Origin of the sequence: Megasphaera sp. ASD88 (assembly GCF_002287425.1) — a bacterium.
GTDB classification, from domain to species: Bacteria; Bacillota; Negativicutes; order Veillonellales; family Megasphaeraceae; genus Megasphaera; species Megasphaera stantonii.
The window spans coordinates 142,982-164,515 of sequence record NZ_NQXW01000002.1 but is presented as its reverse complement, the minus strand read 5'-3'; the positions used below and the strand labels follow the sequence as shown (position 1 = coordinate 164,515).

The 21,534-nt window shown below is 56.1% G+C and carries 21 protein-coding genes; 2 read left to right on the top strand and 19 right to left on the bottom strand.

Annotation, left to right across the window (positions count from 1 at the left end; translation table 11 throughout):
• Positions 1–28: 28 nt before the first annotated feature.
• The 7 genes from rsmI to CJ260_RS02570 all read right to left on the bottom strand — a co-directional run bounded on the left by rsmI (position 29) and on the right by CJ260_RS02570 (position 6,136).
• A complete protein-coding gene (gene rsmI / locus CJ260_RS02600; RefSeq protein ID WP_095629061.1) occupies positions 29–874 on the bottom strand; it encodes a 16S rRNA (cytidine(1402)-2'-O)-methyltransferase in 846 nt (281 codons plus the stop codon).
• A 15-nt stretch (positions 875–889) separates the two neighbouring features.
• Complete coding sequence (locus tag CJ260_RS02595) at positions 890–1,624, bottom strand: tRNA1(Val) (adenine(37)-N6)-methyltransferase (protein WP_095629060.1); 735 nt, start codon at positions 1,622–1,624, stop codon at positions 890–892.
• The gene (locus tag CJ260_RS02590) at positions 1,617–2,456 is read right to left on the bottom strand and encodes a stage 0 sporulation family protein (RefSeq protein ID WP_087478570.1); all 840 of its coding nucleotides are present in this window, start codon (positions 2,454–2,456) and stop codon (positions 1,617–1,619) included. Before CJ260_RS02590 ends, CJ260_RS02595 begins: the two co-directional genes overlap by 8 nt.
• Positions 2,457–3,446, bottom strand: a complete 990-nt coding sequence (locus tag CJ260_RS02585; RefSeq protein ID WP_095629059.1) for an AAA family ATPase — start codon at positions 3,444–3,446, stop codon at positions 2,457–2,459.
• A gap of 101 nt (positions 3,447–3,547) precedes the next feature.
• A complete protein-coding gene (locus CJ260_RS02580; RefSeq protein ID WP_095629058.1) occupies positions 3,548–4,222 on the bottom strand; it encodes a thymidylate kinase in 675 nt (224 codons plus the stop codon).
• A gap of 5 nt (positions 4,223–4,227) precedes the next feature.
• A complete protein-coding gene (locus CJ260_RS02575) occupies positions 4,228–5,694 on the bottom strand; it encodes an aminotransferase class I/II-fold pyridoxal phosphate-dependent enzyme (protein ID WP_095629057.1) in 1,467 nt (488 codons plus the stop codon).
• A 10-nt stretch (positions 5,695–5,704) separates the two neighbouring features.
• Positions 5,705–6,136, bottom strand: a complete 432-nt coding sequence (locus CJ260_RS02570; protein WP_233127870.1) for an NUDIX domain-containing protein — start codon at positions 6,134–6,136, stop codon at positions 5,705–5,707.
• A 195-nt stretch (positions 6,137–6,331) separates the two neighbouring features.
• Here CJ260_RS02570 and CJ260_RS02565 point away from each other — a divergent pair, with 195 nt between their 5' ends.
• The gene (locus tag CJ260_RS02565; protein WP_095629056.1) at positions 6,332–7,162 is read left to right on the top strand and encodes a pyridoxamine kinase; all 831 of its coding nucleotides are present in this window, start codon (positions 6,332–6,334) and stop codon (positions 7,160–7,162) included.
• Between the two features lie 623 nt (positions 7,163–7,785).
• Here CJ260_RS02565 and CJ260_RS12795 read toward each other — a convergent pair.
• From CJ260_RS12795 to CJ260_RS02545, 5 genes are all read right to left on the bottom strand, one after another.
• Entirely contained in the window at positions 7,786–7,956 is a 171-nt protein-coding gene (locus CJ260_RS12795; protein ID WP_158221362.1) for a DUF5320 domain-containing protein, read from the bottom strand.
• A 459-nt stretch (positions 7,957–8,415) separates the two neighbouring features.
• Entirely contained in the window at positions 8,416–9,723 is a 1,308-nt protein-coding gene (locus CJ260_RS02560; protein ID WP_095629055.1) for a serine dehydratase subunit alpha family protein, read from the bottom strand.
• A gap of 18 nt (positions 9,724–9,741) precedes the next feature.
• A complete protein-coding gene (locus tag CJ260_RS02555; protein ID WP_087478592.1) occupies positions 9,742–11,001 on the bottom strand; it encodes an amino acid permease in 1,260 nt (419 codons plus the stop codon).
• 161 nt (positions 11,002–11,162) lie between these two features.
• Positions 11,163–11,837 carry a transcriptional regulator gene (locus tag CJ260_RS02550; protein WP_095629054.1) on the bottom strand — a complete coding sequence of 225 codons (675 nt, stop codon included), beginning with the start codon at positions 11,835–11,837 and terminating at the stop codon, positions 11,163–11,165.
• 318 nt (positions 11,838–12,155) lie between these two features.
• Positions 12,156–13,769 carry a gamma-glutamyltransferase family protein gene (locus tag CJ260_RS02545; protein WP_233127869.1) on the bottom strand — a complete coding sequence of 538 codons (1,614 nt, stop codon included), beginning with the start codon at positions 13,767–13,769 and terminating at the stop codon, positions 12,156–12,158.
• Between the two features lie 252 nt (positions 13,770–14,021).
• On the opposite strand from CJ260_RS02545, the gene CJ260_RS02540 reads away from it, so the two are divergent.
• Positions 14,022–14,954 carry a diacylglycerol kinase family protein gene (locus CJ260_RS02540; protein ID WP_198947377.1) on the top strand — a complete coding sequence of 311 codons (933 nt, stop codon included), beginning with the start codon at positions 14,022–14,024 and terminating at the stop codon, positions 14,952–14,954.
• Positions 14,955–15,210: 256 nt separating this feature from the next.
• On the opposite strand, the gene CJ260_RS13300 is transcribed toward CJ260_RS02540, so the two are convergent.
• From CJ260_RS13300 to CJ260_RS02510, 7 genes are all read right to left on the bottom strand, one after another.
• Entirely contained in the window at positions 15,211–15,333 is a 123-nt protein-coding gene (locus tag CJ260_RS13300) for a hypothetical protein (protein WP_255378461.1), read from the bottom strand.
• Between the two features lie 79 nt (positions 15,334–15,412).
• Positions 15,413–15,685, bottom strand: a complete 273-nt coding sequence (locus CJ260_RS02535; protein ID WP_095629052.1) for a hypothetical protein — start codon at positions 15,683–15,685, stop codon at positions 15,413–15,415.
• Positions 15,686–15,827: 142 nt separating this feature from the next.
• Positions 15,828–16,637 carry an Rpn family recombination-promoting nuclease/putative transposase gene (locus tag CJ260_RS02530; protein ID WP_095629051.1) on the bottom strand — a complete coding sequence of 270 codons (810 nt, stop codon included), beginning with the start codon at positions 16,635–16,637 and terminating at the stop codon, positions 15,828–15,830.
• Positions 16,638–16,819: 182 nt separating this feature from the next.
• A complete protein-coding gene (locus CJ260_RS02525) occupies positions 16,820–17,416 on the bottom strand; it encodes an RNA polymerase sigma factor (RefSeq protein ID WP_095629050.1) in 597 nt (198 codons plus the stop codon).
• 87 nt (positions 17,417–17,503) lie between these two features.
• A complete protein-coding gene (locus CJ260_RS02520; RefSeq protein ID WP_087478558.1) occupies positions 17,504–17,731 on the bottom strand; it encodes a DUF2922 domain-containing protein in 228 nt (75 codons plus the stop codon).
• 35 nt (positions 17,732–17,766) lie between these two features.
• A complete protein-coding gene (locus CJ260_RS02515; protein ID WP_087478557.1) occupies positions 17,767–17,982 on the bottom strand; it encodes a DUF1659 domain-containing protein in 216 nt (71 codons plus the stop codon).
• Between the two features lie 360 nt (positions 17,983–18,342).
• Positions 18,343–21,534 (bottom strand): YadA-like family protein (locus CJ260_RS02510; RefSeq protein ID WP_158221361.1); only part of this gene is annotated, 3,192 nt, incomplete at its 5' end.

The following is a 21,534-nucleotide window of genomic DNA, read 5'->3' as shown; positions in this document are numbered from 1 at the left end:
TTCCTCCTATGCCGGCAAATGAGCCGGCTTATGATAACGTGAGCGCAGCCTGATAGACGCTGCGTTTCGGCGCGCCGCAGCGCTTGGCTACGATGCGGACAGCTTCTTTTTTATCGACGCCCTGATCCATGAGCTTCCGGACCTGGGCGGCGTAATCGCCGTCGCCGGCAGGCGTATCTTCCGAATCGGCCGCCCCGGCGACGAGAATGACAAATTCTCCGCGCGCGCCCTGTTCGGCCAGCTCCTGCGTCACCTGGCTCAGGGGGCCGCGCATATATTGTTCGTACCGTTTAGTCAGTTCCCGGCAGATGACGGCCTGCCGGTCTCCCAGGACGTCGATGAGCTCCCGGAGCACCGTCTGGATGCGATGGGGCGCTTCGTAAAAGATGAGCGTCCCGCCGTAGCTCTTCACGCGCTCCAGCACAGGCCGGCGATGCTTCTGCGTCTTGGGCAGAAAGCCGATAAAGGTAAACTGCGTCGTGTCCATGCCCGACGCGATGAGGCCCGTCAGGCCGGCGTTGGCCCCGGGCAGGGGCACGATGGGGATATCGGCCTCGATAGCCAGCCGCACGAGGTCGCTGCCGGGGTCGCAGATGGCCGGCATGCCGGCGTCGCTGACCAGGGCCACCATCTGCCCCTGGCGGAGCAGGTCGATGAGCTGGGGCCCCTTTTCAGCCTTGTTATGCTCATGATAGCTCGTCAGGGGCGTATCGATACCGTAGGCCGCCAGAAGCTGCTTCGTATGGCGCGTGTCTTCGGCGGCGACGACGTCGGCCTCGCGCAGGCAGCGGACGACGCGGTACGTAATATCTTCCAAATTTCCTATGGGCGTCGCGCACAAATAGAGCGTTCCCTTTTGAAAAACTTCAGCCATCGTATCTCCTTTCCCCTATTCCTTTCCGTACATATCCAATACGGCCCGGCTGTACGAGCCGTCTGCTTCGTGGACGATGAGGGGCGGCCATATTTCTAAGCCGGCGCTGCCGCCGCGGACGCCTTCGACGAGAAAGAGCTTGGCCTTCTTGTCGGGCCGGCCGTGAATCATCTGCAGCACCTTAGGCTCTACGTCGTGGCGGCGCATGGATTCCAGTATGTCCGTCAGCCGTTCCGTAATGTGGACCATGCGGAACCGCCCCCGGTATTTCAAGGCGTATTTGACGGCTTCCATCACGTCGTCCAGGGTAGCCGTCTCTTCGTGGCGGGCCCGGCGGATGCCGTCAGCCTCGCTGTAGGCGCCGCGGCTCTTTTCCCGGTACGGCGGATTGGCGTAGACGACGCTGTAATAGCCGCTGGGCGACCATTCCTTAATGCGGCGGTAGTCGCCTTCGACGATGCGTATCCTGTCGTCCCGCCCGTTGAGGGCCGCGTTGCGGCGGGCGATGTCGGCCATGACCGGATTGAGCTCTACGCCCGTCACGTCCGTCGCCCCGCGGGCCGTCAGGATGAGGGGAATGGCCGCCGTCCCCGTCCCCAGGTCCAGGGCCGGGCCGCGCAGGACCGGACCGAAATGGGCCAGGAGCACCGTATCGATGGAAAAGCAGAATTGGTCATCCCGCTGGATGAGCTTCATGCCGTCCAATACGAGGTCGTCGAGGCGCTCGTGGGGCCGCAGTATATCAGTCATGTTCCACTTCCGCTACGTCGGACCAGGACACGTTGATGGTATGGCCGTTTTCCAGCTGTACCTTGACGGTGTGGTCCTTCATGTGGACCCGCAGGACCGTGCCCGTCCCTTCGTCGGTAATGACCTTGCGGCCTACGGCCGGCGGCTTCTGCTGCTCCGCTTTCTGCTGGCAGCTTGCGCATTTCAGCTCGCCCGACGTGTAAAGGGAGTTTTCATAGCGCAGGCAGCACATGAGGCGGCCGCAGATACCGGAAATCTTCGTCGGGTTCAGGCTCATGCCCTGGCTCTTGGCCATGCGGATCGACACGGGCTTGAAATCGCCCAGGAAGGTGGCGCAGCACAGGGGCCGGCCGCAGCAGCCGATGCCGCCGACCATCTTCGCTTCGTCGCGCAGGCCTATCTGGCGCAGCTCGATGCGGGTGCGGAACACGGCGGCCAAATCGCGGACCAGCTCGCGGAAGTCGATGCGCCCGTCGGCCGTAAAAAAGAATATGATCTTGCCCATGTCGAAGGTGTAGTCCACGTCGATGAGCTTCATGGGCAGCTTATGCTTGGCAATTTTTTCCTGGCAGATGCCGAAGGCTTTCTTTTCCCGCTCTTTGTTGCGTTCTACCTGGCGCAGGTCCTTGGCCGTGGCCTTCCGGATGATCGGCTTCAAGGGCTGCACCACCTCGGCCGAGTCGACGCTGCGCGGGGCGATGACGACGGAGCCGTATTCCATGCCCCGGGCCGTCTCGACGATGACGCCGTCTTCCAAATCCAGGGGGATGCCCGTCGGATCGAAATAATATATCTTACCAGCAGGTTTAAATCGTATACCTACTACTATCAACTAAATACCTCCTTTGGCCTGTATGCACTGTATACAGACGTAATCCCATACAAGGCGCGTATTGACGTGGCGGCCCGCCGCTTCCATGCCTTCGTCGAAGGCCCGCAGCATGGCGAATATGGCTTCGTCCGTCCAATAGGTCATGAGCTTCATCATGTCTTCGGTATGCCGTTTCAGCCGCAGCAAGGACGGCTCGGCGCCGCTGCGCAGCACAGCCATATCCCGCAGGAACATGCCGGCCCAACGCAGCGTTTCTATCGTTTCCGTTTCGGTCATATCGGCGCAGACGGACAGCCACTTGGCGTAGGGGCAGCGGTGCGTCGCCGCGATGCGGAGAAATTCCAGGGCCCGCGCCGCCTCCTCACCCCCGCCGCCGTCCAGATGGGCCAGGACGGACTGGACGATGCCGCCGCCCCAGGCCACGGCCTGCTCGTAGTCGGCAGGCCGGCCGCCGCGCAGGCGAAGGAGCCCTTCCGTCAGCTCCGCGTCGCCGACGGGCTCGAAGGCGATCTCGGCGCAGCGGGACACGATCGTCGGCAGCAGCAGAGACGGCTGGTCCGTCACGAGGATGAAGCAGACGCCCTGCGGTGGTTCTTCCAATATTTTCAGCATGCGGTTGGCAAACTCGGCGTTCATCGTCTCTACGTGGTCGATGATGCAGACCCGCATATGACCGGCCCGTCCCTGCAGTATCAAGCGGCTCTGGAGCTGGCGGAACTGGTCCACCTTCAGCATCGCGCCCTGCGGCGCTACGTAATAGGCCTCGTCTCCGTCGGCCGCAAAGGGCCCGTCTCCCTTCATATCCTGACCGGCAAAGACACGGCGGCCGGCCAGGGCCGACGCGACGGCAAAGGCCATCATCGTCTTGCCGACGCCGGACGGACCGGCAAAAATCATGGCGTGAGGCAGGCGGTCCTTTTCCATCAGGCGGATCAGCCGCTCCTTGATGGCGCCGTGGCCGATAATATCCTGAAAATACAGCTCGTACATGGCCTCCTCCTGTCGCCGGAAAAATCATCTTAACTAATTTATTATAAAAAAAAATGGCGGTAAAGTCTAGGTTCACCGCCAAATTCAGCCGTTTCCGGCCCTTATTTCCACAAGGCCCGGACGGCCTCGTACACGTCGTCGCAAATCGCCTCAGGCGTGCGCATCGCAAGGCCGTCGGCGCAGGCAATGCGCTGCCAGCCGTACCGCTTCGCCAGCATGTCGTAGGCGTCGTGGCATTTCCGCAGAAAGCCTTCGTTTTTCTCATGAATGTCGCCCGTGCGGCCGCCGGTCTTTCCCGTCCGGCCGGCCATGAGCCGTTCCGTCACCGCCAGGGGCACGTCCAGGAGGACGACCATGTCCGGCTCGGGCAGGCCCAGCTTACCGAACTCGAAATCCCACAGCCAGTCCAGGTAGGCCTCCTGCGCCGCCGCGTCGTCTATTTTAATCATCTGATACAGCATGTTGCTCGTCGTATAGCGGTCGGCGACGACGATGCCGCCGTCCTGCAGAAACGATTTCCACTGCGTCTGATACGACGCGAAGCGGTCGACGGCGTAAAAGGCCGACGCCGCATAGGGGTTGACCCCGTCGGCGTCGCCGCCGAAGTCGCCGCGCAGGTACATCTTGACCAGGGCGCTGGAATCACTGTCGTAATCGGGAAAGCTGACGGACCGCACCGGCCGGCCTTCCGCCGCCAGCCGCTCGACGAGCATAGCCGTCTGCGTCGCCTTGCCGCTGCCGTCGCCGCCTTCGATGATAATCAATTTTCCTCTCATATCTATTATCCTTCTTTGATCACGCGAATCGTGCCGAGGATCCCGTCGGCCGGGCCGTTGGGGCTGTAGCCTCGCGCTAATTTTTCCTTTATATATATCATGACGTCGTCCGTAATTTCTTCTCCCAGTCCAACGGCGGGAATGCCCGGCGGATAGAAGGTCACCGTCTCGGCGGCGACGCGTCCCAAAGACTCGGCAAAGGGCACGGCCTCCGTCTCGGCATTCCAGGCCTCCTGGGGCGGCACGACGACGCGGGGGACCGGCAGGGGCAGCTCCGCCATCCGATGACTGGTTCCTGCCGTCCGTCCCGCTTGTCCTTCGGCGACGCGGCGGCACGCCCGGCACAGCGTCCGGGCCGTCTCTTCGTCGTCGCCCATCGTGATAAGGGCCAGCACGTGATTCCCTGCCGTCAGCTCCGCCTCGACGCCCTCCTGCCGCAACAGTTTTTCAGCCTGCCTGCCGTCCATCCCCAGGCCGGAGAAATCGATAGTCACCTTCGTCTCGTCGAAGGCCCCGACGGCGTCGTAGGCGGTGATTTCTGTCCCGAAGGAATACAGGCCGTCTATGCCGTTGAGTTCCGAACGCACCTTGCGGGCCAGTGACACCGCCTGCCCGATGAGTTCCGTCCCATGGAGGGCCAGCTGCCGGCGGGCGCTGTCCAGGGAGGCCAAAAACCAGTAATGGGGGCTCGTGGACTGGACGAGGGCCATGGCCGCGGCAACCTTATCCGTCAGGGGAAAGGCACGGCGGCAGTGGAGCATAGACGTCTGCGTCAGGGAGCCCGTCAGCTTATGGGTGCTCTGAGCCGTGCAGTCGGCGCCGCAGGATAAGGCATCCTTCGGCAAATCATCGCAAAAGGGCAAGTGAGCCCCGTGGGCTTCGTCGACGAGGACGAACATCCCCTGTTCATGGGCATAGCGGGCCATTTCCTCCAGATTTCCGGCAACGCCGTCGTACGTCGGGTAGGTGAACAAGACGGCCTTGGCCTGCGGACAGGCGGCAATGGCGGCCTGCAAGCTTTCCAAGTCGGGTCCCAAAGAAATTTGCTCTTTTTCTGCAAAGCGGCTCTCCATGTACACCGGTATGGCGCCGCTCAGTATGAGGCCGCCCATGACCGACCGGTGAGCCTCCCGCGGAATGATGATATAATCGCCGCGTCGGCAGACAGCCAGTATCATGGCTTCGATGCAGGCCGTCGTGCCGTTGACGGAAAAGAAGGTCCGTCCCGCACCGTATAGGTCCGCCGCCAGCTCCATGGCCTCCTTCAGCGGCCCTTCGGGCTGGAACAAATCGTCCAGCGCGTACATCAGCCCCAAATCGCGGCGCAGGGCGTCGCCGAACAGGCCGCGCTGATAGGTTGAGCTGCTCCGCCCGCCCTTGTGCCCCGGTGTGTGAAAGGGCGTCATGCCCAGCCGGCAGTAGGCTTCCAGCGCCTCGACAAAGGGAGCCCGTTCCTGTCTCTGTATATCCATTTTCATATCCTCAATCTATCGCTAAAAAATCGCGCAGCAGCTCATAGCTCCGCTCGTAGGCAAAGCCCTTCATCTGCCGCAGGGACCGCCGCAGGGAGCCGTGAATCCGGTAGGTATGAAACTCTTCCGGCGACACCCAGCGATACGCCAGGTGCTCGTCCGACAAGACGACGTCGCCGCTGTCGGCCAAAGCCGAAAAGATGACGCCGTTTAAAAACTGGCCGTCCCGCTTCTGGTAGCTCCAAATGCCGACAGGCGCTTCGAGATCCACAGTCAGTCCCGTTTCCTCCTGCACCTCCCGGCGCAGGCCGGCTTCGAAATCCTCCGTAAAGTGCAGTCCGCCGCCGGGAAATTCCCAATGGTGGAGCCCTTCGGCGTCGTTTTTCTGCAGCAGCAGCAACCGCCCTTCAAAAAATACCATGGCTTTTACGCTCAGTCCCATAATTACCCGTTCCTCTTGGGCCATCCTAATTCCTCCATCTCCATGCCAACAGATTTTCTGTTATTATACCATAGGACAGACGCCGCGAGTAGATTGGCCGCGAAGAATACAGAATCGCCGCCATCTGTCTCATTTACTCATGCTATATAATGCGGTAAAATAGGTGTACAGTTTACGCGAGGAGGCGCGATATTTATGGCAACCAAACGAGTACTTGCAATTCACGACATGTGTTCCTTCGGCCGCTGTTCCCTGACTGCCGCCATTCCCGTCATTTCCGCCATGGGAATCCAGGTATGTCCCTTTCCGACGGCCATGTTCAGCAATAACCTTACCTACGGAAACTACACCTTTTCCGATTTTACGCCCCATATGAACGGCTTTATGGATAAATGGCAGGAGCTGGGCCTTTCCTACGACGCCATCTACAGCGGCTTTCTGGCTGACGCCGGCCAAATCGCCATCGTAACCGACGCCATCCGCCGCTTCGCCAGCGAAGATACGCTGATCGTCGTCGACCCAGCCATGGCCGACAACGGCGTCTTGTACCCCGTCTTTACGCCGGATATCATCACGGAAATGAAAAAGCTCGTCAGCCGCGCGACTATCATCACGCCGAACTATACGGAAGCCTGCCTGCTGCTGGGCACGTCCTTCGACGAAACAGTTCCCAATACCCAGCGCATCCGGGAAGTATGCAGCGGACTGGCCGAGCTGGGCCCGCAGAAAATCGTCGTCACCAGCGTGCCCGCTCCGAACGAAGAAATCAAAGTCGCCAGCTACGACGCGGCTACGGCCACCTTCGACGAAAGCACAACGCCCCGCATCCCCTTCAGCACCTGCGGCACCGGCGACCTCTTCGCCAGCGTCCTGACCGGCGCGACGATGAACGGCGCGTCGCTCCACGAAGCCGTGCTGCAGGCCATGGATTTCGTCAGCTGCGCCATCGAGTACACCTACCGCTCCGGCTCGGACTACCGCGAAGGCGTCCAGTTCGAACCCTGCCTGTCCCGCCTGATACGATAAGGTCGTCCCTGTTTAAGACGGCCAGTCGAGACGTAGGCAGGCAGCGAATTTCCTTGACGAGGATTTCCATACCCGATATAATAAAGGTGAAATAAAAAATGAGGCATTACACCGACAAATGGGTATAGCCCCTACAATGGAAGTAGAAATATACCGCCAACGTTTAGCGACTATGATATGTACCCTCTTTACTGGACACCCTAGTGAGGAGGGTAATTTTTATGCGTTATTCCTATAAATTTAAGAGAACCAATAAGTGAACAGCAAAACCAGATAAGCTCCTTCTCCGCTTTGCAGCATGGCGGGGAGGGAGCTTATCTAGTTTACGCCGCAGGTATGCCGATTTTATATACGCATAGGGGGTATTTTGCAAATATGCAGGGGGTATATGGAAAACGCCGCCATTTCATGTTGAAGGGCAACTACCAACGCAGAAAAGGGGCGTCGGCCCTGCGAAGGAAAGGAGGAGGCACGATGACGAAGTTCGCCCCTGTATAGCAGCGGCAATACACAAAACGAGCAGCGAAGTGCACAAAAGCATCGGGCTCAGATACATATACATACCTGAACCCGATGCTTTTGCGTTGTTAGTATCCTAAGAGATGGTTCCCTGTCACACGGAGTTAGTTCTTATCGTTCGCTTCCGTATCTTTATTCTTCAACTGTTCGAGTTCTGCCTTCAGCATTTCGATTTCCTGCTTCATCGCATCCATCTGCTGTTTTGTTTCATTATCCTGTACAGCCGGAGCTTCCGACGCGCCTTCGCCGACGCGGAAGGTGAGGCCGATCACCATTGAAAGTCAAGTCGCCGGTCACGTTCAAATCGCCTGTTACCGTCGTTCCGTCTGCTCCGACAGATGCGCTGTTATCTCCATGGCTAAGCGACACCGCCGTATCATCGACGTTCAGGCCGCTGTCTCTGCCCCCTCCCTTACCACAGCATAGGGTTCCATCATTCTGATGAATCCATACACGGCTATTGCCCAGCCCCGCCTTCTTCCCTTTCCCTAATTTTACACTTCAAGTTCTACGCCCAAACTAAAACCGACCTTTCGCTGTACTTGCTCTTATCATATCATATATATCCACGCTGAAGTTACGGTAAACCGCCTCGCGGCAGGTTTTAGGTACGATAGTCCCATTTCGCAGCCGAAAGTTGCACAACAAAAAAAAACACGAGCGGGAAATATCCCGAGCTCGTGTTTCTTTGTTATGTATTATGAAGGGTGTAAGGTATCAGTTACTCTGCCAAATTAGCAGCCTTTGTTTTTGTGGAGCATGATGTTGAGGATTTCGTCGTCCGTCACCTTCATGCCCTGGCAGGCCAGGCAGCCTACGTTGCGGACGCATTCGTCTACGTCGTGGGCTACAAGGCCGTCGTCGCCGCCGACGCGGATGTTGTCGAGGGCCAGCATGACGGAGCGGTATGCCGACGATACGGCCGTGACGACCTTCATGGAGCAGCTGTTGGCCGCGCCGTCGCAGACCATGCCGATGGCGTCGCCGGTCATGCTGCAGATGGCGTTGCTGATGGTCTGTTCAGCGTGTTCTCTGTCGAGGAGCCAGGCCATACCCGACGCCGAGCCCATCGATGCCGTCAGGGTCGCGCACAGGGCGGACAGCTTCGGCAGGAAGGAATGGGTGTAAATGGCCATCATGTGGGACAAGACCATGGCGCGGAGGCGGTCTTCGTCGTTGGCTTTCACGTAGTCCGCTACGACGACGACAGGTTCCGTCGCCGAAATGCCCTGGTTGCCCGAGCCGGAGTTGGTCATGGCCGGCAGGGGAGCGCCGCCCATGCGGGCGTCCGATGCAGCAACCGTACGGATGACGACTTCGTTCATCAGGTCTTTGCCGACGAGGCCTTTTTCCTGCTTGCGCTGGAGAGCGCAGCCGATGGCCAGGCCGTATTTGCCCGTCAGGCCTTCTTTGGACAAGGCGTCATTCAGGGCTTCGGCTTGTTTCATGAAGTCAACCTGTTCCAAGGGAACGTTTTCAGCAAATTCGATGATTTCTTTGACCGACAAGCCGTTGAGGAAGGCGTTCTTTTCTTCCAGGCTGTTGTCTTCTTCTTGTTCTGCGTTGAAAATGACTTCGCCGTCTTTTTCAATGCGGATGACGTTGGTGTGGGAGTCGGCGATGCAGGCTTTGACCGTGTGTTCCTTGCCTTTGACCAAGGCTTCCGAATAGAGGACGTTGGGAACTTCGCGGGCAATGCCGACCGTAACAAGACCCGTATCTACCATTTGCTTGCCGGCTTCTACGATGTCTTCGGCAATGCCGTTGAGGACCTGCAGGCCCTTTTCCGGGTCGCCGCCCAAGGCGCCGACAGCTGCGGCGATATATAAGCCGGGACGGCCTGTACCGGGCACCATGACGCCCATACCGTTTTTCATAAGGTTCGCCGATACGCGGGCTTCGATGGACTGAACCGGTTCGCCCAGTTCGCGGGCAGCCGTAGCCGCAGCGAAGGCCAACGATACGGGCTCCGTACATCCCGTTGCCGGAACGACGTCCGTCTTCATAATTTCAATCATTCTTTCCCATTTTGCGTTTGTCATACTATCATGCGCTCCTTTTTACGAAAATGCCAAGAACGGAGAAATAACTAACAAGATGCCGGTGAAGATGATGATCTTCAGACTGAGATCCTTAAACTGATGCAGCATCGGCACTTTGTAAACTAAGTAAGCCGGAATCAGGCAGCCGACGAGGCCGAAGATGGGGCTGCAGATAGACGTAAAGCTGAGGACCGGCGCGTTGAGCACGATAGCGCCCCAGGATACGAGAACGGCGAAGATGAGGATGCCGAATTTCAGAGCGCCCTTATTGATGCGTTCTTCCGGCATCATGCGGCGCAGGCAGTTGAGGGCGATGCCGTGGCAGGCTTCGCGGAAGCCGAGGAATACGCTGAAGTATGCCGTCATAACGGCGAAGATGTTCAGAACCAGGCTCATGATGCGGACGGAGTTGCCTTCAAAGCCCTGTGCGGCCATAGCCAGGGAGGAAATATTCTTGGAGTACGCTTCAACGGCCTGGTCGTGACCCATGGCGAGGTTGAAGGAAATGGCATAGAAGAATACGACGACGAAGAGGATGCCGAAGGCGATGTTCATCGCGCGGATCGCCTTGTAGCGGGCGACTTCGATGGACTTGTTGTGGGCCCGGTAGGAAATAACCATGGGGCTCAGACTCTGGATGAACAGGATAGACGTAAGCGTAAAGGGCAGCATGATGATCGTCTGCTTGATGAGGTATTCAAAGTCGGGGAAGGAGCCGAAGTTGGCCAAATCCCAGTGCTGTACCATGATGACGCCCAGGATGGCGATAACGCCGATTTTCGTCAGAACCATGCCCGTAGACAGCTTGAAGAGCAGCTTTTCACCGCGGGAAGCCAGGGCTACGAGGATGCAGATAATGGCCAAGCCATAGAAGGGGTTATCCGAAAGGACCGTGTCCGTCACGCCGAAGGTATGGAGGAAGGACGCGCTGTCGTTGGTAATCGCCGTAGAGTATACGAATACCCAGATAACCAGCATGATGAAATACAATACGCCGAGGAAAAAGCCCCAGTTCTTGCCAAGATAGCCGGCGATAATGCTGGGATAGTCTTCTGCTTTTTCCGCAGCCGCTAAGGTATTAATAAATAATTTCTGGAACAAATACATGGCCGGATAGCCGATAACAGAAGACAATAAATAAATCCAAATCCCGGCGATACCTACCTGTACGGGGAGAAATACGATACCGGCGCCGATAGCCATGCCGATACTCATAATGACCCAGCCCCAGTCGGTGCCGTCAAACTTAATCGCTTCTTTCCATTCCGCTTCCGTCATGCCAGCTTTCTGGGCGTGAGTCAACTTCGTTGCTGCCATATTAAAAATCCATCTCCTTTACAAAATAACTATATGACATATGACAAAAAATATAATGAATATCGGCTTCGTCCCCTATTCCAAATCCGATACATCAACCAAAATTCAATCAGCTTGTCCGCTTATTCTTCCCGGCGGATACGCTGCAAATACCGATATACCGTCGGCTCCGACACCTCCAGCCGCTCGGCGAGGGCTGAAATCCCGCCTTTGAGCAGGAACAGGCCGTCTTCATTCAAATCATGGCTGACCTGAATGCGTTCTTTCATAGACAGGCGCTTCGGCTCTACGGGATACTCTGCCAGCCGCTTGTCGATCATGCTCTCGATGGCGTCGCCGGCGTTTTTATACAAATTCTCGACGGCGTCGGCAGGCACGGCGTCTTCGTGGCTTGCCGGAAGGAATTCTTCCAGCTTCAGGCCTTTAAGGATTTCCTTATCGATGATCTCCCGGGCCGTGATGTAAGGCTGCACGTCGTAGTTGAGGCACAGCACGCCGATGATCGAGCCTTCGTCGCCTCGGATAAAATAAGAAGATGAGCGAAACAGATGACCCGTACTTCCCTTGCCGTGGTAATTGACGACGTACTGCGTTTGTTCCTTGTCGCCCTGGCGAAGAAGCTTCAGCACCATATCGGTCAGCGAGCCGCCGATACTGCGTCCGCTGAGATGTCCATTCGCAATAGCCACGATAGAATGTTCCGGATCGCTCACATCATGTAATACGACTTCACAATGTTCCCCTAAGGCTTTTCCCAAAAATTCTACTAACGGTATATAGGTCTCTAATTTTCTCATGTCGTCCCCTCCTTTCTTATTTCGATAAGATTTTATCATCGCAATAAAATTTTTGCAATGTCTTTTGCAAAAAATATTCGCCATATACTAAAATCGCAATTACAGGCCATAAGTAATGCATTTATAGTATATTTTGTCCTTTCAGGACATGACAAAAAGACTGACAGCGTACGCAGGCGCCGTATGCTGTCAGTCTTGCCAAAGAAATGTTATGCCTAATTTTTTATTGTCATGCAAAAAATTTGTCTGTGAAAAACGGTACAAACAAGGCCTTGTTTCCCATCGAAAGGGCTGGGACAGGCTCGCTGGCTCCGTCCCTTACCAGGCGGCGACGACGCCGTCAGCCCGGGGTTCTGTCGCTCCCATGAGGACGCCTTCGTCATTTCTCCAGATGATCTGGCCCCGTCCGTACGAAATGATGTTGGGATTGACGACGACGTCGTGTCCCCTGGCCCGCAGGCCTTCTACGATTTCAGACGGAACGGCCGGCTCTACTTCGATGCGCTTGCCGCCGACCCACTGCCAGCGCGGCGCGTCGAGGGCCGCCTGGGGGTTGAGGTGGTAATCGATGGTGTTCATGAGGACCTGCACCTGTCCCTGCGGCTGCATGAAGCCGCCCATGACGCCAAAGGGGCCTACGGGCTGCCCGTCCTTGGTCAGGAAGCCGGGGATGATCGTATGGTACGATTTCTTGCGCGGGCCGACGCAGTTGTCGCTGCTGCGGTCCATGCTGAAATTGCTGCCCCGGTCGTTCAGGGCGATGCCCCGGCCGGGAATGACGATGCCCGATCCGAAGCCGTCGAAGTTGCTCTGAATATACGATACCATATTGCCTTCTTCGTCGGCGGCGCACAGGTAGACCGTGCCGCCGTTATTGGCGTCTGTCGGCGTCGGCAGCACCGCTTCTTCGCCGATGAGGCTGCGGCGCATGTCGGCGTATTCGTCGGACAGCCAGTAGGACACGTCGGTCTGCATGAACCGAGGGTCGGCGATGTACTGGCGGCCGTCCGTAAAGGCCAGCTTCATGGCTTCGATCTGCCGGTGGAAGGACTCGACCGTATCCCGCTCAGCAAAATCAAAGCCCTTGGCGATGTTCATGGCCATCAGCACGACCAGACCGTGGCCATTAGGCGGAATCTCCCACACGTCGTAGCCCCGGTAGTTCGTATGGATGGGCTCGACCCATTGGGGCTTGTATTCTGCCAAATCGTCCTTGCTGATGTAGCCGCCGGTCTTGCGCGACCAGGCGTCGATGGCCTCGGCCAGCTCGCCGTCGTACAGGGCCCGGCAGCGCGTGTCGCGGAGCAGGCGCAGCGACGCGGCGTGGTCGGGCAGGCGCAGGATTTCCCCGGCCTTGGCAGGCCGTCCCTCTGGGAAAAAGGTAGAAAACAGGCCGGAAAAGGCTTCCTCCTCCCGGTAAGGCGCGAAGCTTTCCCAGCTTTCGGCCAGCATAGCCGCCAAGTTCGGCATGACGGCGTAGCCGTGCTCGGCATAGTAGATAGCCGGCTCGAAGAGGGCCTCGAAGGGCAGCTTGCCGAACTGCTCGTGGATTTCAGCCCACGCCGCCGGCGCGCCCGGCACCATGACCGGCGTCCAGCCCCGGTGCGGCACGGCGGCGCAGCCTTTGTCATGCAGGTCCTCCCACGTCAGCCCCTGAGGCGACCAGCCGCTGCCGTTCAGGCCGTGGAGCTTGCCTTTCGTCCAGATGAGGGCAAAGGCATCGCTGCCCAGGCCGTTGCTCGTCGGCTCCAGGACGACTAAGCTGATTGCCGTCGCCAAGGCGGCGTCCACGGCGTTGCCTCCCTGCTTGAGCATATCGAGGCCCGCCTGGGCGGCCAGCGTCTGAGACGTGCATACCATGCCGCGGCGGCCGTATACGACCTCCCGGCGCGAAGCGTAGGGATACCAGGCCGCGTCAAATTGTATATCCATTGTCATTCCTCCCCTGCTATGTTTGTTTATTTTGCTATATTTTATTTTACTATATTATGTATTATGTTCGACAACAGCAGGTCAACTCCTTTTCCGTCGCCGTGATGAGTCTGCTGTAAAAATTTTTTTACAAATCCCCCCTTCCCGTCTTCACTTGCGAATCGTTTCTGGCTATAATAATAGTACATTATTACAGCCTACAGCTACGGCGTATTTTAACAGCATGGAGGGATATGTACTTTGGAACGGTGTATGCTGATTATCAACCCGACAGCCGGCCGGGAACGGGCCAAATATCATAAGGACGCACTGAAAGCGCAGCTGGAGACTATGTTTGATTCCGTAGAGCTGAGACAGACGGAGAAAGCCGGCGACGCCACGGCCTGGGCGAAGGAAGCGTCCCTGGCCGGATTCCACGCCGTATTTTCCATGGGCGGCGACGGCACGCTGAACGAAACGATCAACGGCCTGGCCCAGGCCAACCGCCCGATCAATTTCGGGTTCATCCCCCTGGGGACGGTCAACGACCTGGCCCGGGCCCTGCGCATCCCCCTGCACCCCGAAGCGGCCATCGCCATGCTCAAGCACTGCAAGACGACGAAGGTCGACATCGCCCGGGCCAACGACTGCTATTTCGTCAACACCATCGCCGCCGGCATCATGCCCGAAGCCGTCGGCCACGTCTCCATCGAGCAGAAAACCCGCCTCGGCCCGCTGGCCTATTTCCTCACGGGCATCAAGGCCCTGCAGAACCACCAGACGTCGCTGTTTAAAATCGAAACGGACGATGGCAAAATGATTTACCGCTCGCCTCTGCTCGTCGCCATGCTGACCAGCTCCGTCGGCAGTTTCCGCAACATCGCCCCCCAGGCCCGCGTAGACGACGGCAAGATCTGGCTGGCCGTATTCAAGGATTTTACCTATTTGGACCTGCTCAAGCTCGTGCCGGAATTTCTCGCCGGCGCGCCCCTGAGCAGCGAATACATGACCCTCATAACGACGACCCGGGCCAAGATCTCCATCGTAGACGACCATCCCCTGTCGACCAATATGGACGGCGACGAAGGGCCGGCCTTCCCCCTCGATTTGGAAGTGCTGCCGTCGTTTTTGACGGTCTACGTACCGGACACGCCGGACGCAGCCCGTCCTCACGTATTTCCCCTCAACATACCGGGCATCCCATAAGACTTATACAAAACCAATGAAAGTAAAAAAACAGACCGAAAGACGACCCATGTTCCTCGTCCTTCGGTCTGTTTCGTATGTCCTGCGCTGGGGTATGGCGTATGCTCTGAGAAAAGAATCACGCAGCCCTTCGCCGTCACCTTCCCACGGATGCCAGCCGCACGTGTCCTCAGCATCCGGCACAATAGTCCCGATGAAATATCGCCCCATTCCCGAGCCATTGAGACGGCTCTCAATTGCTGCGTCGCCTCGCCGTCTACGTACCGCAAAACACCTGCATAGCCTTCGCGCTGTCGCTTTTACAAAAGGCCTGCACAAACGCCCCTTCCGCCGCTTTTCCATCGACGTACCGCAGGAACGCCCGTATATCCGGGTCCAAGGCCTCGCTGTCGTCTGTGCAAAAACGAAATTCTATCTTACAACATAAGGCGTCTACTCCCGCAGGCACCTTGCCTAAATCACAACAAATGATTCTTCTTCCCTAATTCCAGGATATATTCCACTGAGGTTTGCGCACATTCTGCAATGCTCTCTACGGAAAATCCCTTCCGCAGCATCGCTAGTATCATTTTTAACCGTTCTTCTTGCCGCCCTTCTTCTCGCCCCTCTTCTCGGCCTTCTTCTCGGCCGAATTGTCTTTGTCTCTTTAACTCCATCGCCAACGTCATATATTCTCGCCTCGTTTCCTTGTGTTCCTTTACCCTCATGACTTCGTCTTCTACGGCTTTCATAAACTTCCCCTCCGCCGCCTTTCCGTCTACGTATCTCAAAAACGCCCGTACATCCGGGTCCAGCGTCTCGCTGTCTCCCTTGCAAAAACGAGGCCCTGCCTCACAACATAAGGCGTCCACTCCCGCAGATGCCTTATTCAGATTACAATAAGTGATTCTTTTTTCCTAGCTCTGTAACATATTCCACAGAAACACGTACATATTTTGCTATGATTTCTTTAGCAACACCGTCTTTCAGCATGTTCAAAATAATCGACGACCGCTCTTCTTCTCGGCCTTCTTTAAACTTCGCCAACTCGCGCCGTTTAATTTCCATTGCGTACGTCATATATTCTCGCCTCGTTTCCTTGTGCTCCTTCACTCTCATGACTTCGTCTTCTACGGCTTTCATAAAGCTCCCCTCCGCCGCCTTTCCGTCTACGTATCTCAAAAACGCCCGTACATCCGGGTCCAAGGCCTCGCTGTCGCCTTTGCTGTTCAGGAAGATTTTCGTCGCCTCGTCCCCTAGCTCCAACCCGTCCTTTTCCACGCAGCGGTTCCGAAAGGTATACATGGGCCGGCCCTTGGCAAAGGCGTCGAAGGTACAAATAAATATAATATACGATGGCTTTAAGTTATCATATACGTCGCCTTTATTCAAGAGCTCCATGTCGATCATTCCCTGATAATACCGCGTCCGCTTAGCCAGGCCGTTGTTCGCCTCGTTTTCGCACTGCATTTCGATGTCGTAGACCCGGCCCGTTTCGTCCTTGACGTATACGTCGAGGCGCACGCTCTTGCTGTCCCAGCGGACGTCGATGCTCTTTTCCGTATCGGGGTACGTAATCTCGACGATCTTGATTTGCAGTATTTTCTCGATCAGATGCTGGCACAGCCTTTTATTCTGCATGACCTTTAAAAACAGGAAATTGTCCTGTATAGTCAGCTCTTCCCAGTCCTTGATTCGCTTCACGGCCTCGCCGCCTTCTACTTATAGCATACTAAACATATGTACGATTCGGCAACAACGCAGCTATGCCAAAAACGGCACCTTCCCCCTGTTCCGGGCACAAAAAAAGAGCCTCTCAGCTCCCCCGTCTTCGCCACGTTCGCTCTGATGCCGGACGCACGAGCCCGCATCATCCGGCACAGCTGTCATGGCGAAATATCCTTGTATTCCTGGGCCGTCATGGCCGATTTTAATTTATGTTCCGCCGCCTTGATGACCTTGCAGACCTGCGAGGCCGACAAGCCGTGCAGGGCGGCGATGGCTGCCAGCGTCATATCGGCGGCGTAGCGCAGATGCAAAAACCGCCGTTCCCGTTCGCTGAGGCGGCTCAGGTGCAGCTCCAGGGCGTCCCGCAGGCCGACGAAATCCATGTAGTGATGCGGGTCCGGAGCCAGCTCGTCAATAATAGGCGGCAAATCCGTGGCCTCGTCCTCACCGACGATGTTCTTCTCCACCCTCGCCCAGTACACCTGGTTCTGGCGGCTTTCCCGGCGAAACCGGCTCTGAATCGTGCGGTTGAAGGCCCGCGGCGCGTCCTCGTCGCTGTTCAGGTCAAAGGCGTGGATGCAGTCGATAATCGCCAAATGAGCCGTCGAACGGGCCTCGTCCATCGAGTCGTAGTGGTGGCGGTTCTTCCGCGAATGCTTGCAGATGAGGGGGTGAAACTGCTCTAAAATAAATTCGACAGCTTCGGTGCTGCCATTTTGGGCCTCGCGAATCCAAGGCCGCAGCGCTTCGGTCATTTCGAACTCCTCCAATCTATTCACATACTATGCACCGGCAGGCGGCCTCAGGCACTGGGCCCGAGACATGCCGCCCGGCGCGTTTTTTTACTCGTCGATGGTCTCGACGCTGCGGGTCACGATCTGGCCCTGCTTCAGCGACGCCAAGTCGCCGTCAGCCGTCGCGAAGACCTTCTTCTCGACGATCGTCCGGGCCGCCGCTTCGACCGTCGCCTTGTCCAGACCCTCTTTCGGGTCCTTCAGGGAGTAGACGACGCTGTTGCCGCCCCCGTCGAGAAATTCGAGCTGGAGCGTTCTCGTTTTCGTCACAGCCATAGCCGGTACCTCCTTTCCCTAGTATGGTCGGGCCCTTAGGCCGAAATCTCGTGTTCCACCACTTCGCGGATCGCCGTAAACGGGTCGTCCTGCAGCGTGCCGAGAGCCGTCACGACGTCGACGATATTGGCCGGCTCTGCGCCGGACTTCAAATGAGCCAACGTGACCTGACGGGTCTTCTGCGCGCCGCTGCCGTCCTGATACGACACGGTCAGCTTCAGCTTGCTGGAAACAGGCGTACGTTCTGCCATCGGTCCTTCCTCCTTTCCCTTTCTTAGGATACGGTATACTTCCGGTGAGGCGCGCCGTCTTCCTTGCTCGCCCCTCTACTGTATATGGGACATCAAGAAATATATTTATTTCCTTAAAAATCTGAATTTCTGCAAAAATCCGAAAAGAAATAGAAAGAAACAGAAGGAAATTCTTAGCATACATACAAAACAAAGGCCAGGATATCAAAAAGATTAAATACTACGCAGGTATATTCCTTATATTTTATGAACTTTTTATATTTTGGAAATTATTTTTGCCCAGAAAAAACGGGCCGGAGGACATCCCCCGACCCGTATTCTCTTGCCTTTGGTCAGCCTGTCGCGGCTGTCCAAAAAGTCTTACTGCTGCGGCTGTGCCGCCTGGGCGTCGCCGTCCTTCGGCTGCGCCTGGCCGTTCTGTTCCATGAGGAGCTCGACCATCGCCGTCAGCTTGTCGATCTGTTCGCGCTGCTGCGCCAGCTGGGCGTCCTGGGAAGCCACGACTTCCTGCATGGACTTGAGCGACTTGGCCATAGCCGTCCGCGACGTCGTCGCGCTGCCCGAGCCTGCGCCGACCTTGAAGGATACGCCGGCGTTCACCATGTCTTCGCCGCCGCCGAATGCGCCGCCGACGCTGAACATGACGTTTTCGCTGGGCCGATAGAAAGCGCCTACAGCGACTGCGCTCGCGCCGCGGTAGTTACCAAAGCCCGCCGCGAAGTCCAGCTTGTTGTCCGGATCGAAATCCAGCGGATGCAAGGCCGCCAACGCCGCTGCCCCTGCGCCGACACGCTCGATGCGGTCGCCCAGCTTGTTGACTGCGCTGCCTAAGATGCCGATGTTTTCCGTATTAGCCGCAACCTGCTGATTGGTCTGCCACAGCTGGCTGCCGTTCACGGCGTCCGTCGAATCGGCGGAAATATCGCCGTCTTTTACGCCAGTGATCTTATTGTCGTTCATGTTGAGCGTACCGTGCATGTTTGTTTCGCCCTGAACGTCCAGGTTGCCGCCGACGCTGACGTCGCTGCCGAAAGTAGCCTTGCCCGTCACATCCAGCGTGCCGCCGACGCTGACATTACCCGTTACAGCCAAGTTGTGATCCATCACCTGCGTGTTTCCGTCGTGGGTCGAAGAATCTTCCGAACCGCTGCTCGGCCCTCTGCCCGGTCTGCTGTTCGGATCGCTGTTGGCTGCCGGAACGCTGCCGTCTTCGGACAGCGTAGAAATCGCCGCAAGGTCGTCAGCACTCAACGACGAAAGCGTATTGACTGCGCTCATATCCATGTTGCTGAGAGCGCTGAGGGTGCTGATGTTGGACGTGGAGAATGTGGAAAGGGCGTTGCCCGCTGTTTCCAAGGTCGTAACGCGGCCGTCAATGTTCTTAATCGCCCCTACAACAGTTTCTCCCTCTGAAATACTGGAATCTCCCCAATCAATAGTAGTCGACAGACCACCCTCCGCACTGGGACGAACACCTACTGCATTTGCTACTGCTGAAAGTGTTGTATCAAGTGTCCGTGCAGCTTGGGTCAAATCAGAACCTGAAGCTATATAATTCATTCCGGTCTTAAAATCTAATGAACCAATAGCCCCATTTAGCGTACTGAGTGCCGCTGTTACAGATGGTTGTTTACCCTTTAACACATTTTGTTCATCAAAGGTAAGATTACCAATTTTTAAATCTAGCGCTGAAACAGCATCTGTTATACTGTCATAATTTTGTCCTGTGGTGTTAGTTTCTAACACGCCGCTTCCAGTGTAATGGTTATTACCAATAGCCTTATCCAACGCACTAGCAGCTTTCGTTAAATCCATACCGCCAGGAGCCGTGCTATCTATCAAGAAATTATTAGACGAATAGTCGCCATCGCCGACGATCTGATTGGTAGCATACAGCTGTCCGCCATTAACAGCTTCCATAGAAGTTGCCCTACTAATATCTCCAGCAGCTACGTTAGTAATCGTAGTACCATTACCGTTATTGTAGGATAAATCGACTGCTTGCTTATCTTTACTTCTGTACCTTACAGCCAAATCGGAAATACCTTGGATGTCTTGCTGAACTTTCCAAAGCTGGCCTCCATTAATAGCCTCGGTCGAATTTTCATTCACAACGCCGCCAGTCAAACCAGTAATCTTTCCACCGTTATTTGCATTGATAATAATATTACCGATAGTGGCGCTACCATTCGTCGTAGAAAAGCTTCCCGCTGTGACGGCTCCTGTCGCATTCAGTGTGCCCGTTTCTATGCTCTCAAGATCAGTCAAGGTTGTAGACAGACCCAATCCGTTTGTTCCATCCAGCGTCAGGTTGCTGCCGTTTACTTTGACCTGTACTTTATCGTCGGCAATTTCTAATCCCTTGCCGGTATTGACGGATATTTTATTGTCGTCTCCGGCAATCGTAATCCCGTCGCCATCCACATAAGTCTTGATAGACTGCTTCACATCATACAGCTGTCCGGCATTTACGGCATCTTTCGAACCAGAAACAAGATTGCCGTCTTTCACATTTGTAATCCTCTGGCTGTTTGCATTTAGTCCCGTACTCGAAATATAGGTTTTATCGTCTACTTTGAAGCTAGCCGCCGTAACGTCCCCCGTAGCCGTCAGAGCGCCCGTGCCAATGCTCGTCAATCCGCTGACCGTCTTCGACAGGCTGACTCCGTTAGTATCGACAACGATGTTTCCATCCTGTGCCGCTTTCACTTCTACGTTGCCGTTGCTGTCAAAAGCTATACCGTCTCCGTTCTTCACCGATATGACATCCGAACCATCAATAGCTATACCATCTCCGGCCGTATAAGTTTTTCCTGTGCCGTTTTCGCTCACATATTTTTTCAAATACTCTACGTTAACGGCATCCGTATTAGCATTAATCTTGCTCGTAGCTAATCCGGTAATTTCTCCGTCGGCAAGTTTAAGACCGCTCGCAGTATTTCCAATCGTCACAGACGTAGAAAACAGTCCTGTTTCAGCCGTCACGCTGCCGCCGCTGATACCTCCCGTAACGCCTAACGTGCCTTTTACGGTTGCATTATTGGTCACTGCCAACGCATCGGTGCTGAGACTCGTCAATCCGCTGACTGTCTTCGACAGGCTGACGCCGTTAGCACCTACAACTAGGTTTCCATCCTGTGCCGCTTTCACTGTCACGTTGCCGTTGCTGTCAAATTCAATGCCGTTGCCTTTCTTGATGGAAATCTTATTGTTATCTGCTTCGTCAATAGCGATGCCGTTTCCGGCCGTATAGGTCTTGCCCGTACCTTTTTTGCTCACGTAGTCTTCTAAATATTCTACGTTGACGGCATCTGTATCACTGTCAATTTTATTTGTAACTAATCCTGTAATTTCCCCATCAGCAAGTTTAAGACCGCTCGCAGTATTTCCAATCGTCACAGACGTAGAAAACAGTCCTGTTCCAGCCGTCACGCTGCCGCCGCTGATACCTCCCGTAACGCCTAACGTGCCTTTTACGGTTGCATTATTGGTCACTGCCAACGCATCGGTGCTGAGACTCGTCAATCCGCTGACTGTCTTCGACAGGCTGAC

Bases quoted from the DNA above. Each gene is read 5' to 3' on its own strand.
- rsmI (WP_095629061.1), bottom strand. From the start codon at position 874: ATGGCTGAAGTTTTTCAAAAGGGAACGCTCTATTTGTGCGCGACGCCC.
- CJ260_RS02595 (WP_095629060.1), bottom strand. From the start codon at position 1,624: ATGACTGATATACTGCGGCCCCACGAGCGCCTCGACGACCTCGTATTG.
- CJ260_RS02585 (WP_095629059.1), bottom strand. From the start codon at position 3,446: ATGTACGAGCTGTATTTTCAGGATATTATCGGCCACGGCGCCATCAAG.
- CJ260_RS02580 (WP_095629058.1), bottom strand. From the start codon at position 4,222: ATGAGAGGAAAATTGATTATCATCGAAGGCGGCGACGGCAGCGGCAAG.
- CJ260_RS02575 (WP_095629057.1), bottom strand. From the start codon at position 5,694: ATGGATATACAGAGACAGGAACGGGCTCCCTTTGTCGAGGCGCTGGAA.
- CJ260_RS02570 (WP_233127870.1), bottom strand. From the start codon at position 6,136: ATGGGACTGAGCGTAAAAGCCATGGTATTTTTTGAAGGGCGGTTGCTG.
- CJ260_RS02565 (WP_095629056.1), top strand. From the start codon at position 6,332: ATGGCAACCAAACGAGTACTTGCAATTCACGACATGTGTTCCTTCGGC.
- CJ260_RS12795 (WP_158221362.1), bottom strand. From the start codon at position 7,956: ATGGTGATCGGCCTCACCTTCCGCGTCGGCGAAGGCGCGTCGGAAGCT.
- CJ260_RS02560 (WP_095629055.1), bottom strand. From the start codon at position 9,723: ATGACAAACGCAAAATGGGAAAGAATGATTGAAATTATGAAGACGGAC.
- CJ260_RS02555 (WP_087478592.1), bottom strand. From the start codon at position 11,001: ATGACGGAAGCGGAATGGAAAGAAGCGATTAAGTTTGACGGCACCGAC.
- CJ260_RS02550 (WP_095629054.1), bottom strand. From the start codon at position 11,837: ATGAGAAAATTAGAGACCTATATACCGTTAGTAGAATTTTTGGGAAAA.
- CJ260_RS02545 (WP_233127869.1), bottom strand. From the start codon at position 13,769: ATGGATATACAATTTGACGCGGCCTGGTATCCCTACGCTTCGCGCCGG.
- CJ260_RS02540 (WP_198947377.1), top strand. From the start codon at position 14,022: ATGCTGATTATCAACCCGACAGCCGGCCGGGAACGGGCCAAATATCAT.
- CJ260_RS02535 (WP_095629052.1), bottom strand. From the start codon at position 15,685: ATGAAAGCCGTAGAAGACGAAGTCATGAGGGTAAAGGAACACAAGGAA.
- CJ260_RS02525 (WP_095629050.1), bottom strand. From the start codon at position 17,416: ATGACCGAAGCGCTGCGGCCTTGGATTCGCGAGGCCCAAAATGGCAGC.
- CJ260_RS02520 (WP_087478558.1), bottom strand. From the start codon at position 17,731: ATGGCTGTGACGAAAACGAGAACGCTCCAGCTCGAATTTCTCGACGGG.
- CJ260_RS02515 (WP_087478557.1), bottom strand. From the start codon at position 17,982: ATGGCAGAACGTACGCCTGTTTCCAGCAAGCTGAAGCTGACCGTGTCG.